The sequence below is a fragment of the Bradyrhizobium erythrophlei genome, from assembly GCF_900142985.1.
Lineage (GTDB): Bacteria > Pseudomonadota > Alphaproteobacteria > Rhizobiales > Xanthobacteraceae > Bradyrhizobium > Bradyrhizobium erythrophlei_B.
Map to the genome: position 1 here is coordinate 855,027 of NZ_LT670849.1, position 12,838 is coordinate 867,864.

Annotated in this window: 10 protein-coding genes and 1 pseudogene; 8 read left to right on the plus strand and 3 right to left on the minus strand. The window is 58.2% G+C overall.

Annotated elements, in window-relative coordinates:
* The first annotated feature begins 537 nt into the window (after nucleotides 1–537).
* Nucleotides 538–924 carry a hypothetical protein gene (locus BUA38_RS38705; protein WP_425304965.1) on the plus strand — a complete coding sequence of 129 codons (387 nt, stop codon included), beginning with the start codon at nucleotides 538–540 and terminating at the stop codon, nucleotides 922–924.
* Here BUA38_RS38705 and BUA38_RS03835 read toward each other — a convergent pair.
* From BUA38_RS03835 to BUA38_RS03860, 3 genes and pseudogenes are all read right to left on the minus strand, one after another.
* Nucleotides 893–1,114 (minus strand): hypothetical protein, encoded by a 222-nt coding sequence (locus tag BUA38_RS03835; RefSeq protein WP_072816780.1) that lies wholly within the window; start codon nucleotides 1,112–1,114, stop codon nucleotides 893–895. The genes BUA38_RS38705 and BUA38_RS03835 overlap by 32 nt on opposite strands.
* A 573-nt stretch (nucleotides 1,115–1,687) precedes the next feature.
* A complete protein-coding gene (locus BUA38_RS03845; RefSeq protein ID WP_072816782.1) occupies nucleotides 1,688–1,954 on the minus strand; it encodes a hypothetical protein in 267 nt (88 codons plus the stop codon).
* Nucleotides 1,955–3,419: 1,465 nt separating this feature from the next.
* Nucleotides 3,420–3,590, minus strand: a pseudogene (locus tag BUA38_RS03860) (inorganic diphosphatase); the annotation flags it as partial.
* 469 nt (nucleotides 3,591–4,059) lie between these two features.
* Here BUA38_RS03860 and BUA38_RS38585 point away from each other — a divergent pair.
* From BUA38_RS38585 to BUA38_RS03895, 7 genes are all read left to right on the plus strand, one after another.
* Nucleotides 4,060–5,025, plus strand: coding sequence for an MEDS domain-containing protein (locus BUA38_RS38585; protein WP_083587440.1), 966 nt, complete (start codon nucleotides 4,060–4,062; stop codon nucleotides 5,023–5,025).
* 121 nt (nucleotides 5,026–5,146) lie between these two features.
* Nucleotides 5,147–7,576 (plus strand): bifunctional diguanylate cyclase/phosphodiesterase, encoded by a 2,430-nt coding sequence (locus BUA38_RS03870; protein ID WP_083587441.1) that lies wholly within the window; start codon nucleotides 5,147–5,149, stop codon nucleotides 7,574–7,576.
* 187 nt (nucleotides 7,577–7,763) lie between these two features.
* Nucleotides 7,764–8,153: a hypothetical protein gene (locus BUA38_RS03875; protein WP_072816787.1), complete on the plus strand. Its 390-nt coding sequence runs from the start codon at nucleotides 7,764–7,766 to the stop codon at nucleotides 8,151–8,153.
* 339 nt (nucleotides 8,154–8,492) lie between these two features.
* On the plus strand, nucleotides 8,493–11,132 hold the full coding sequence (gene clpB, locus BUA38_RS03880) for an ATP-dependent chaperone ClpB (RefSeq protein WP_072816788.1): 2,640 nt from the start codon (nucleotides 8,493–8,495) through the stop codon (nucleotides 11,130–11,132).
* 383 nt (nucleotides 11,133–11,515) lie between these two features.
* Nucleotides 11,516–11,704 (plus strand): DUF2188 domain-containing protein, encoded by a 189-nt coding sequence (locus BUA38_RS03885; RefSeq protein ID WP_072816789.1) that lies wholly within the window; start codon nucleotides 11,516–11,518, stop codon nucleotides 11,702–11,704.
* 67 nt (nucleotides 11,705–11,771) lie between these two features.
* The gene (locus BUA38_RS03890; protein ID WP_156898373.1) at nucleotides 11,772–12,335 is read left to right on the plus strand and encodes a hypothetical protein; all 564 of its coding nucleotides are present in this window, start codon (nucleotides 11,772–11,774) and stop codon (nucleotides 12,333–12,335) included.
* A 28-nt stretch (nucleotides 12,336–12,363) separates the two neighbouring features.
* Nucleotides 12,364–12,837 carry a PRC-barrel domain-containing protein gene (locus tag BUA38_RS03895; protein WP_072816791.1) on the plus strand — a complete coding sequence of 158 codons (474 nt, stop codon included), beginning with the start codon at nucleotides 12,364–12,366 and terminating at the stop codon, nucleotides 12,835–12,837.
* Nucleotide 12,838 lies beyond the last annotated feature (1 nt).

Sequence of the window (12,838 nt, forward strand, 5' to 3'; positions counted from 1 at the left end):
CGCAAAGCGCTACGGTGTGACCGCCGTTTACCTTCTTCCAAGCGCGACGTATCAATTTTTCAATCGTGGTGTACTCTGTATTTATGCATGTCGAGCTCGACTTGCATTGAACCAACTTTGGGATAGCTGAGGGCAACATGGCTAAGAAAGCGAAGAAGGCAAAGAAGAAGACCGGCAAGAAGAAAAAGAAGTAGCCTTCGCCGATACACGGTATCTTTGCTGAGACACATCAAGGCGCGTGCGCGACCGATCGCGAGTCGACATTGCCGCGGCTTGCTGTGGTTCAGCGACACCAAATCTAAGCCGGACCAGGATGCGCATATGTGCTGATCGGTCCGGCTTTTTCGTTCAGCGAGTAGCGCGCCGCGGAGCGACCCCATGGGGCGTCTCCAGGTCAGAAGCGAAAATCGAGAAGCGCCCTTCCCTCGTCCGCTTCAATCCCAAAAAGCAGACATTCGCCGAAAGAAAGATGTCGTCTGCTTTGGGCCAATGGCGACGTCAGCGACACGAAAGAAGCGGCCTCTGCTCGCCGCAGAAATGCCCACAGAGATCAGGCAAAAGTTCGATCACGGACGGCGACGAGTCCTAGACCTCAACACCAGGCTCATACAGAATGGGATCGATGCAGGCGAGCTTCGTCGGCTCGATGCTCGTACAGCTGCATTGGCGATCCTCGGCATCGCAAGCTGGACGTCATGGTGGTACTCGCCGACAGGCCGGAAATCACCCGAAGAACTCGCCGCCGTGCTCCTCGATGTAGCATTTAACGGAATTTCTTTACGCTCCAAACATTGGTTTAGAGAGAAATGCCGTAGTTGCGAAACCGGCCGTGCCGGGCATCCGAACCTTCACCACGCATTCCTTCCGCAGGCTGCGGCTGTGATGTTGCCTATTAGGCCATGTCAACTATTTCTTCAACGTTAGCCGCCGAGCGAGCGAATGCTTTCGCCGCATCAACCTGCGAGGCTTTCTCAGCTCGCCGCTCGTAGTCTTCGGCAAGAGCCTTAAGCTGATCAGCAATCGCTCGATCGGTCATGGTTTGGGCAGCACGAAGCAACGTTTCCGCTGTTTTTAAGTATTGCTTGCCTCGTTGCGATATCTGCTGAAACCTCATAGGGCCCTCCCGCGGTTCTCGGTTGCTTGGTCTACGGCGATTTGGAGCCAGGGCAGCCAATTTAGTTCGCTCGCCCGACGAGCTCTGAGGCGATCGACGCACTTCTTGGAACAGAGGGCGGTTCGCCAGGAGTAGTGTCGGACGAGACCAAACTTGCGGTCACAAACCGCGCATCGCGCGCCTCTGCCAGATCTAAGACTTTCGGAGCAGTTGGGCATTTTACTCTCCTCTCGGCTATCGTCGCTGTTCGTCAATCATCCTTTTTTGCCGTCCCACTTTATGTTCGGACGCTTTTTCAGTTCGCGCAACCTAGGCCGATCGCGATCATCGGCTCAATTGCACATGAGTAGTCGTCGGGCCATCCAAAGTGGCTACGAAGCGATACGAAGGTTTACGATGCTCGAAGCCGACCATTTCTCGATGCGAGACTTCGGAATGCAACTTCCACTTGACGATCGCGCGACATGAAAAGCGGGCGGCTGGCAGTATAGACAGCGCGCCCTTAGACGCAGCGCGGATCGCGCGGTCGCGTCTGCTCGCGGGTGAGCTTCGCGATCGCATGTTTTGTCCGGATCAGCTTTCGTAGCACCAGATTACCTGCTTGTCGGCCAGGACCTTCAACACGCTGTGGCTAATCAGGTGCTCGCCGGATATCTTGGTATCGCAGGCGCCCGTCGCCGACATATAGCAGCGATCATGTTTTCCGGTCAGGCTGGTATTGTGAAGGTCCACCACCACCGGCTTCTTGTGATAGCCGTGCGAAGTCCAGCAGCATTCGCCGGCTGGCTGGCCGGTGCCGCAGACACATGGTAGTCGTTTTCGTCGCTTGGCTTCACCCATAGTTCCTGCGGCATACATGCGATTCGCCCGACTTACATCTTCACTCTCTCGGTCGAGTGTTCCTTTTTCAGTGTGCGAAATCGACTGCGTTCATCGCCCCGCAGTACTCAATCAGAAAATGGTTCAAGGGTGCGGTCGAAAGGACTGCAAAGTGGCTCACGCAGTGCAGATCGAGCCAGGTCTCCGGCCGTAGTCTCCGCAAAACGGGAATTTTTGCGGACATGGCTGGAGACTTTCCGCAATCTGCGTCCCAAGAACGGCGAATTGGGAGCCTGGAGACTGAGCAGAGTGCGTAAAAAGCCCCTATTTCCGGCCGCAACTCGCGTTTCTTGGCGAGCCTGGCTCGACGCTGGACTGCCTGGCTGGCGACGCAGTGCACATCGCGCCCGTCTCCACTTAAATTCCCTGCAAACAGGGAATTTAACAGGGAAAATCACGATTTCATGCGGCAAGACGACAATCGTACAGCAGAAACCACTGTGCCGCAGGGACTTTTCAGCGAATTCCCTAAGCAAACTATCAGGGAAATTTTTCCGAAGAACAGGGAATTCTAAGCGGATAACAGGGATTTTTCGCGGCTATGACCTTCCCGCCTGGATTTGATTGTTTGATATCGAATCAATCGAGGCAGTGATGGGCCGCAAGCCAAAGACCACTGGACCGCGGGCTCGCGATTCCTGGTGCATTTATCTGTACTGGTTTGCATAAATGCCGAGGGCTGGCGCGCGCTGAAAATGCTGGCGATGAGAACGATGCGACCCTAAACGCCTTAGCGGTTGAGGCTTTCAATGATCTGCTGAAGAAGCACGGCAAGCGTCAGTTGGTCCAGAACCGCTTTTGGATGAGACTGGCCTGAGCTAGGTGCCTTCGGACTCATCGGCTTCAGCTGCGCCGGCTACTTCCCCATCGCCTGCAGCCCAAAGCGAATGCTCCTGGCTCCCGTCTCGGTAGGGATCGCCCTCGGCAGGAATGTTTTCTCGCGCCGCGCGCTGGCCCTGTTCATACGGAACGGTCGTGTCCGGTGCCTCATACCCATCTTGCTCTTTTCAGTCGTCCCAAACGCGCTCGCCGCATCCGCACTCGAAGACGTGGATCGTTCTTCCGGAGCAGCTATCAAGCATCGAATGGCGAAGGCGTGGAGACGACCTGCAGGCTTGGCACCGCTGTTGAACTTTGAGCGGCTGCAACTCCGGTTGCTTATTCTCATCGCTTTCCGCGATCACTGAACTTGTCATGGCGCAACTATATCGCGTGCGAGAGTCTTTTGCTGCCAGTGAAACTACTAGGCGAAGGGACTAAATTTCGTTTCAATTGGGCGACGGGCGGAGGACGCAAACCAGCGTAATCTCCGTTCGGCCCGTTCTATTGGCGAAAGTGAATGGCGTGGCGCAAAACTTCAAATCCGAAGAAGCCGTCGTTACCCGCCCTACCTGCGGCGAGGAAGCATCGCGCAGCGATGTCGCTGTTACTTGCCTTTCTTTGTCGTTTTGGAGGCATCCTTGATGGCCTGCACGGCCGCTTTGGGGTCTTTCCAGCCGATGATATCCAGGTTCTTGTCCTCAAGCTCCTCGGTCGCCTCGAAGAACTTTTCAAGCTCCTGCCGGACCGGCTTTGACAGATCGCTCACGTCCTTGAGCTCATCCCAATCCCAATGGTCGCTCTAAGCGAGCAACCCCTTGTCGATGATCCTGCGCGCCTCATCCATCGCGTCGGATAGTTCTCGAAAGGTCATGGTCGAGAACGGCTTGGCGCCTCCGGGAGTGCTGATCTCGACGCGGAACCGCCGTCTGGCTGCGGAATAGAGGTCAACCGGTAACCGCGGTAGATCTCGGTTGGGGTCATCGCAGTCTCCATACTACTCTAAATGCATACTACTCTAAATGCGCCAAAGCACACGCTGGACCTGCACCAAGCCTTCGACTGTCAACTTCTGGCGCATGAAAAAGGCCCACCAATGCTACCGGGAGGGCACAGAGTCGCGGAAATAGCCGGCATGGTACTTGAAACGTCATTCATGGTGACGTCCACAGTTATAGGGGCGGTCTAGGCCCTTGAGTGATGACGAAATTCGACGCACAATTCCCGGAAATCTTGTGGAGCTGCCAATGAAAGCCCCCGGGAAAGCGAAGTCATCGCGCAAATCAGCAAAGATTGAGCAGCCCCCTGAGCACCCCCACGAGGGCGGCTCTTCCGACTTGAGCGGGCGGACGCCATTGCGCCCCACCGGTATTCGCGTCATGGGCGATATGCCCTGGGGTTCGCATATCTGCCTTTTTTACGAGACGAAGGCGGATCTGCTCGATGCCAACGCCGTGTACATCAAGGCTGGCCTCGAAAGCGACGAGTACTGCGTTTGGGCAATCTCAGAACCGATCACGGAGGATGAGGCGTGGGCTGTGTTGCGTCGCGACATTCCTGATCTCGATAAACGCGCGGCAAGCGGTCAATTCGAGATTCTCCCAGGTTACGATTGGTACCTCAAGGGCGACGAGTTCAATTCAAAGAAGATCACGAGTGGTTGGCACGAAAAGTTGCACTTTGCGCTCGATAAGGGCTTCGAGGGCTTACGGATAAGCGGCAATGCGTTTTGGATTGAACACAATCGTTGGAGCGAGTTTCGTGAATACGAACAAGAGTTGGATGACTCGCTGGAAGACCGGCCTATGCTTGTCCTGTGCACCTATTCGCTCAATGCGAGCCGCGCGGTCGATGTACTCGACGTTGCACGGGCCCATCAGTTCACTGTCGCCCGACGGCGAGGTCAGTGGGAATTTTCGGAGACGCCAGAACTTAAACATGCCAAGCGGGAGATCAAAAGCCTTGGCGACGCCTTGCTCGTACTGTCGCGGCCGTTCGCAGGTCACGAGTCATTAACTTCGCGCGAGCGAACAGTACTCGCTCAAATCGTGCGCGGCGCTTCTAGCAAGGAGGCAGCCGGCTGGCTCAAGATCAGTCCTCGCACGATTGATTTTCATCGCGCCAACATTCTGCAGAAGCTCAACGCCAAGAACGTAGCCGACCTGGTGCGCATCGTGGTCGGGAACTTCGAGCGCTCCCGAGGGAGCGACTGACCGTTCCTTTGCCATTTGGTTACCGTCTTTGGCGAAGTACACCGCCAACCTAGTAATAACACCGGCGCAAAACCTGCTTAACCGCCCCAAAAGTAGACCAGTTACACTGGAGGGGTGAGCAATGAGTCATAAGACCCGACATAACGTTCGGCATCGCGCGCCGATATTGATGATCGCTGTCCTCGGGACTGCCCTGTCGATCGCGGGTTGGTACATCGTCTCAGGCTTGGAGGACCGAACCTCGGCAGCCGAGTTCAATCTCCGTGCCAGCAATGTGGCGGCGGCCCTTCAGAATGGAGTAAATGAGTATTTTACGAAAATGTACCCGCTCCGCGCGATGATTGAGTCCACTCCGGATGCGGTCAGCGAGCAGGAGTTTGTGACTTTTTCCAATCGGCTGTTGCGGGATGAGTCCGCAATCCTAAGCCTGTCCTGGATCCCACGTATTCGAAACGAAGAACGGGCGGTCCACGAGCAGGCAGCTCGACAGCAGGGCATTGACGGCTATCGGATCCGTTCGGTGAGCAAGGATAACCCACTCGAACCGTCGCCGGCCGCGGCAGAATATTTTCCGGTCTACTACACAACGGAAAAAATCCGCGTGGGTTTGGTGAAAGGGTTGAATCTGGCCGACGGCGGCATCCGCCAGCAGCCGCTCGAAAGCGCGCGAGACGGCGACATGCTGGCGGCCTCACAAGAATTGACGTTGCAATCGGGAACCGGCGACCGGATCGGATTTTTCATTGTTCTGCCGATTTACAAGCGCGGTCTGCCACACAACTCGGTCGAAGAGCGCCGCCGCAATCTCGTCGGTTTCGTCCAAGGCGTATTTCAGATCGACACTATGATCGCCACGACCCTGCGCGGAATTCGAAGCCCGGCCGATTATTACGTCTTCGCATCCGAAGCCGGTTCGAGCGCGCGACCGATTTACACCAGTCTGCTGAAACCGTCGGGTGAGCCGCTCGCGGCGAGCCGGCACGCCGAGTTCGAAACGGTCTTTCATTGGTCCGGTAAAATCGCCATTGCGGATCGTCAGTGGTGGATGGTCGCTGTGCCTAAGCAAGGATCGATCCTGATGCACTCCAGGGCCTGGATCCTTCTAACGGCTGGCCTATGCCTGACCGGCGTAGTTTTTGCCTTTATGTGGCGGTCGAACCAGCACACCCGCAAACTTATTGAAGCCAATAAGATGATCAGCGAGTTGGCGCACACCGACCCTCTCACCGGCCTTGCCAATCGCAGGACCTTTCACGACCGGTTGGCTATGACATTCCAGAATGCTAAGTGCGGCAGCGAACCCTTTGCCGTGCTTTATATAGACCTCGACCACTTCAAGGACTTCAACGATTTGATGGGTCACCCGGCCGGTGACGTTCTGCTGGTGCAGGTTGCCGAACGGCTGCTCGCCGAAGCAGGTGACGCCAACTGCGTTGCCCGCTTGGGCGGCGATGAATTCGCTATCCTGCAATCGAATGCCGGCGCGGAAGGCGCCACCGAGGCGTTGGCACAGAAAATTGTCGCGACGCTCAACGAGCTTGCCGTGCTCGAAGGATACAACGCGCGCATCTCTGCCAGCGTCGGGGTTTCGCGCTATTCCGAGGGGATGGACGGACCGGACGTCTTGCTGATGCAGTCGGATCTCGCGCTTTACCGAGCGAAAGATGCCGGCCGCAATCGCGTCTGCTTTCATGACGAGACGTTCGGCCAGCTTGCGTGCGAGCGCGTAATTCTAGGACGGGAACTTGTGGCCGCGATTAAATGCGGCGGCCTCGCGCTGCAATACCAGCCTCAGGTCGACATCGAAACCGGCCGCATCGTCGGGCTCGAAGCGTTGGTACGCTGGAACCACCCGCAGCGTGGCTCGATATCACCCGCGGTGTTCATCCCGGTCGCAGAGAAGACCGGGTCGATCGTCGACCTGGGGAAATGGGTATTCGATGAAGCTTGCCGTCAAACCCGGGTCTGGCAGGACGAGGGCGTCGATGTGCCTACGGTCGCCGTCAACCTCTCCGCAATCCAGTGCAAGCGACCCGAACTTGAGCAGGACATCGTCTCGAGTCTTAAGCGCTGGAACATCGCGCCCGGTCGGATAGAACTCGAACTAACCGAATCCGTCCTCATGGAGGCCACCGAACACCATCGCGACATCATCACGCGTCTGCGAGCGCTCGGGCTGAGACTTGCAATCGATGATTTCGGCACCGGCTATTCCTCGCTCAACTATCTTACCAACTTTCCGGTCGATCGGATCAAGATTGCACAGGAGTTGATTTTCAAATGCACGACGGAAATCCGATGCGCTGCGGTGGTTCGCGCCGCCATTCGTCTTGCCGAAGAACTGGACACCCAAGTGCTTGCGGAAGGCGTCGAAAATGCGGAGCAAGCGCGGTTCCTGTCGTCGGCTGGCTGCAAATCCGCGCAGGGCTACTTTTTCAGCCGCCCGGTTGATGCCGCTCAAGTCGCAAGTTTGATGCGTGCACGCTTCATTCACCCGGTCGCGCTTCTCGCAGCACCCAAAGGCAGCGGTGGCCGGTTGAAGGTCGTTTGAAAACCAATGACGGTGATACCATCGAATTGGTAAACTTCACGAGATCCAAACTTCCAAGCGAAGCCACTCCGATCTCCGCGACAAAGCTCGCTCGATCGCGGGCGCATCTCTCTTACCAAAGGAAATCGAACGGCAACATCATGTCGCTATCCGCACGGATTCGACCACTAGAAAGCGAGAACCTGCCATGCATCATGACAAGGCGGCTCAAAAAACATCACCCTCAAAAAGCGAGAAAGTGCCGCTTGCTCGGGCCGTGGTTCTCCACGAAGACGACAAGCTGCGTACCGTCGGATTTCCCGCGCTTCATCAAACGGAGACAAAACGGGTAACATTCGCCACACCGCTCTATGCCAAGTGTACGCCGATCGACGGCGTTTGGTCGACCGACTGTCTGGTTTTGAGCGTGTGGGACACGGGGGCACAACTTCAAGTCAGGCGGCCTGGTGACCTGACGGAATTTTATCTGCTGTTTACCTCGTCCTTCAGACCAGTCTTCAGGCAATGCAGAAGGGTCTCGGCATGCGGCAATGTGATCCAAGTCGAATATCAACGGAATCAGGCCGACTCCTTGTGAAAAGCGGAGCTGATCGCATCAGCTACGACCGAAACTTCACCATCGACGAATGTTGTCGGCCTGTCGCGATGGGGCGCGGAATGAGTGGCTCGACACCAGTGCTCTTCGTGAGCCTCATGGTTTCTTGCATCAGCGCATCAAGCCAGCTTGCCAGTTGATCATTCTAATTCTCCCCAAGCGGCCTCTTCCGTTTGCCGAAAGCCCTTCGCTCGTCTACCTCAAGCCGGCCCAAACGTCGGCGGCGCGCCGGTTGACGAATGTCAATGCGATCAGCGGAAACCCAATGAAGATGCCGTGTCCATGCTTTCGAGGTGGCGCGGCAGGCTGAGGGAATGACCCATGAATATTGAACAATATACCGAGCGCGCGAGGGGCTTTGTCCAGTCGGCGCAATCTCTGGCCGTGCGCGAGGGGCATCAGCAGTTTTCTTCGCTGCACATGCTCAAGGTGCTGCTCGACGACAATGAAGGCCTCGCCAGCGGTCTGATCGACCGCGCCGGGGGCAATTCGCGCGCCATCCTCAAGGCGACCGAAGAAGGCCTCAACAAATTACCCAAGATTTCAGGCAGCGGTGCAGGACAGGTTTACCTGGCGCCCGAGCTGGCGCGCGCCTTCGACGCCGCCGAGAAGGCGGCCGAAAAGGCCGGCGACAGCTTTGTCACCGTCGAACGGCTGTTGCTCGGTCTGGCGCTGACCAAGGACGGCGAGGCAGGCAGCCTGCTGCGCAAGGGCGGCCTCACGCCGCAAAACCTCAATGCCGCGATCGAGACCTTGCGCAAGGGCCGTACCGCCGACAGCGCCACGGCCGAAAACGCCTATGACGCGCTGAAGAAATATTCCCGCGACCTGACGCAGGCGGCGCGTGACGGCAAGCTCGATCCCGTCATCGGGCGCGACGAGGAAATCCGCCGCACTATCCAGGTGTTGTCGCGTCGAACCAAGAACAATCCCGTGCTGATTGGCGAACCCGGCGTCGGCAAAACCGCCATCGTCGAGGGCCTGGCGCTGCGCATCCTCAACGGTGACGTGCCGGAGAGCCTGAAGGACAAACGTCTGTTGTCGCTCGACATGGGCGCGCTGATTGCGGGCGCGAAATATCGCGGCGAATTCGAGGAACGGCTGAAGGCCGTCCTGTCCGAGGTCACCTCGGCCGAAGGCTCGATCATCCTGTTCATCGACGAGATGCACACGCTGATCGGCGCCGGCAAGGCCGATGGCGCCATGGATGCCTCCAACCTGTTGAAGCCCGCGCTGGCGCGGGGCGAACTGCATTGTATCGGCGCGACCACGCTCGACGAGTACCGCAAGCATGTCGAGAAGGATGCCGCTTTGGCGCGCCGCTTCCAGCCGATCTTCGTCTCGGAGCCGACGGTCGAGGACACGATCTCAATCCTGCGCGGCCTCAAGGACAAGTACGAGCAGCATCACGGCGTGCGCATCACCGATTCGGCGCTGGTGGCCGCCACCACGCTGTCGAACCGCTACATCACCGACCGTTTCCTGCCCGACAAGGCCATCGACCTGATGGATGAGGCCGCCGCGCGGCTGAAGATGCAGGTCGATTCCAAGCCGGAAGAGCTCGATTCGATGGACCGGGAAATCATCCGGCTCAAGATCGAGCAGGAGGCGCTGAAAAAGGAAAGCGACGCCGGCTCGAAGAGCCGCCTGAAGACGCTTGAGAAGGAGCTTTCCGAGCTCGAGGAGAAATCCGCAGGCCTGACCGCGCGCTGGAGCGCGGAGAAGAGCAAGCTGTCGGACGCGCAGAAGCTCAAGAGCGAGCTCGATGCGCTCCGCATCGAACTCGCCGACGCCCAGCGCCGCGGCGAATTCCAGCGTGCGGGTGAGCTGGCCTATGGCCGGATTCCCGAGCTTGAGAAGAAGCTCGCCGACATCGAAGCCAACGAGAATGCCGGTGAGATGATGGAGGAGGCGGTCACCGCCAATCACATCGCGCAGGTGGTCTCGCGCTGGACCGGCGTGCCGGTCGACAAGATGCTGGAAGGCGAAAAGGACAAGCTCCTGAAAATGGAGACGAGCCTCGGCCAGCGCGTGGTCGGCCAGGCCGAAGCGGTGCATGCGGTCGCGACCGCCGTGCGGCGTTCGCGTGCGGGCTTGCAGGATCCGAACCGGCCGATGGGCTCGTTCATGTTCTTGGGCCCCACCGGCGTCGGCAAGACCGAACTGACCAAGGCGCTCGCGGAATATCTCTTCAACGACGAGACCGCGATGGTGCGTCTGGACATGTCCGAATACATGGAGAAGCACTCCGTGTCGCGGCTGATCGGCGCGCCTCCCGGCTATGTCGGCTATGACGAGGGCGGGGCGCTGACGGAAGCGGTGCGGCGCCGGCCCTATCAGGTGGTGCTGTTCGACGAGATCGAGAAGGCGCACCCGGATGTGTTCAACGTGCTGTTGCAGGTGCTTGATGACGGCCGCCTGACCGACGGTCAGGGCCGCACGGTCGATTTCCGCAACACGCTGATCATCATGACCTCGAACCTTGGTTCGGAGTTCCTGGTCAACCAGCCGGAAGGCGAGGACACCTCAGCCGTTCGCGAACTGGTGATGGGCACGGTGCGGGCGCATTTCCGGCCCGAGTTCCTAAACCGCGTCGACGAGATCATCCTGTTCCATCGCTTACAAAAGAGCGAGATGGGCCGGATCGTGGAGATCCAGTTCTCGCGGCTGTCGAAGCTTCTGGAAGAGCGCAAGATCACGCTCACGCTGGATGCCGCGGCACGCGACTGGCTCGCCGCCAAGGGCTGGGACCCGGCCTATGGCGCGCGTCCCTTGAAGCGGGTGATCCAGCGCAATGTGCAGGATCCGCTCGCCGAGATGATCCTCGCCGGCGAGGTCCAGGACGGCGATCACGTCGCCATCTCGGCCGAAGGCAATGTGCTGACCTTCAACGGCAAGGCGCGGCAGACGGCGGAAATCGCCCAGTTCGAGACGCCGGTGCCGAAGCGAAAGCTGAACTGAATTGATCGATACGTCTTCCCCTCCCGAGCGGGGAAATCGGAGATGCATCATGGAAATAGCCAGTTACGAAATTGTTGGTTCGGGCGGTAGCTGGCGCGTCAAGCATGACGGCGAACCGATAGGCAGGGCCTGTTACGAGCGACAGAAGAAGCACGCCAACAATACCTCTACCATATCCATATTCGCCACTTTCACTTGCTGTCGGCGGAGTGTCCTCCCGCCTCGACCATTTGCATTGACGGAGGATAAGATTGTTCTTGGCGAGTTGGGGCAATTCGACTCGCCGGTACACGCCAGACACGGCACTTCGTGAGTCGCGGGGGTTGGTGATCTGGAGTCTGCTCCTCGCATGCGAGTTACGTCTCCCAAATTGGAGATCCATCATGGCAATAGCGAGCTACGAGGTTGTCGGCTCCGGCGGTGTCTGGCGCGTCAAACACGATGGCGAGCCTGTGGGCAGCTACCAAACCAAGGAATCCGCCTTCGAGGCAGCCGTTGCTGCGGCGTCATTGGCAGTTCGGGAAGGGTACGAGGTCCAGCTTTCAGTACCCGGGACTCGCATCGAATCCTAACCGGCACCGTGAAGCCAAGCGTGCGGCCGGCGTCACCAGCGCGGAGACCGGATCGACGTCGCCCATCATGTCCGCACATTCGCGGAATCCACCCAAGTTAATTGAGCACGATCTTGACAACGGTCAACGCTCCCCAGGCTTCCTGCCACTATCAAATCCACATCATCACGCGTTTGGCACGACGGGTCGTGCCGATAGCGAGATTGGTCTGAATCCTTCGGCTCATCAGGAGAGAGGCATGAGTAAACTCATTTACGCAGGCGCAACCACCCTTGCGATTTTCGGCAGCATCGGCTTCGCCGCTGCCCAGAGAGGGCCCGGCGCCGACCATCCCAATCTAACGCCAACGCAGGAAAGAACGGTTAGCCAAGGACTCGCGGCTTCGCCTTCGCAGGCCGCGCCGGTCGGCGTTCAACCGCAAGTCGGCAACGAGCTTCCTGATTCCTTGGCGGCACAAGCTCTTCCAAGCGACGTCAGCGATCGGGTTCCCGAGGCAAAGCAACTGCTGTTCGTGAAACTGCCAGACCGAATCGTATTGATCGATCCGGAAACCAAGCTGGTGACCGAAATCGTCATGGACGAAGTCACTACTGGTTCAAATCCCAACAGCTCCGACAGGCCGTCCCGGTAGCCTCCGATCGCGACCGGACATTGGCGTCGTGCCAGAGGCGCAGCTGCCTTCCGGCTTAGCGAAGCACCGAAGCGGGCGCGGCGTGTCCTTGGAAAGCGATGGTGATATCATGAACAAATCCCGCTTCTCGTTCTTGCCTACGGTGGTTTTGACCACCGTCGTTCTCTCTTCGTGGACGGGCCATGGGACCGCCCAGGAAATCGCACTTTCGCCTCTTCAGGCCACGGAGGTCGCAAAAGGCTATCGCGCCGACGCGCTTAAATTGATGCCGGTGGTCAACGACAAAAACGATCCGATCGGGAGGGTCAACGATTTCATTTTTGGCAAGGATGGCAGCATTTTCGTTGTTCTTGCCGTCGGCGATTTTACCGGACTTACCGGCCAGCTCGTCGCCATTCCCTTCCGTAGCCTCAAACTGGACGACCCCTCCGGCCACATTATATTGCCGGGAGCAAGTCGCGCGGCGCTGGAAAAACTGCCGGTTTTCCTCACCAGTCGGTGAA

Coding starts and splice junctions, on each gene's coding strand:
- BUA38_RS38705 (WP_425304965.1), top strand. CDS start 538: ATGCCCACAGAGATCAGGCAAAAGTTCGATCACGGACGGCGACGAGTC.
- BUA38_RS03835 (WP_072816780.1), bottom strand. CDS start 1,114: ATGAGGTTTCAGCAGATATCGCAACGAGGCAAGCAATACTTAAAAACA.
- BUA38_RS03845 (WP_072816782.1), bottom strand. CDS start 1,954: ATGGGTGAAGCCAAGCGACGAAAACGACTACCATGTGTCTGCGGCACC.
- BUA38_RS38585 (WP_083587440.1), top strand. CDS start 4,060: ATGAAAGCCCCCGGGAAAGCGAAGTCATCGCGCAAATCAGCAAAGATT.
- BUA38_RS03870 (WP_083587441.1), top strand. CDS start 5,147: ATGAGTCATAAGACCCGACATAACGTTCGGCATCGCGCGCCGATATTG.
- BUA38_RS03875 (WP_072816787.1), top strand. CDS start 7,764: ATGCATCATGACAAGGCGGCTCAAAAAACATCACCCTCAAAAAGCGAG.
- clpB (WP_072816788.1), top strand. CDS start 8,493: ATGAATATTGAACAATATACCGAGCGCGCGAGGGGCTTTGTCCAGTCG.
- BUA38_RS03885 (WP_072816789.1), top strand. CDS start 11,516: ATGGCAATAGCGAGCTACGAGGTTGTCGGCTCCGGCGGTGTCTGGCGC.
- BUA38_RS03890 (WP_156898373.1), top strand. CDS start 11,772: ATGTCCGCACATTCGCGGAATCCACCCAAGTTAATTGAGCACGATCTT.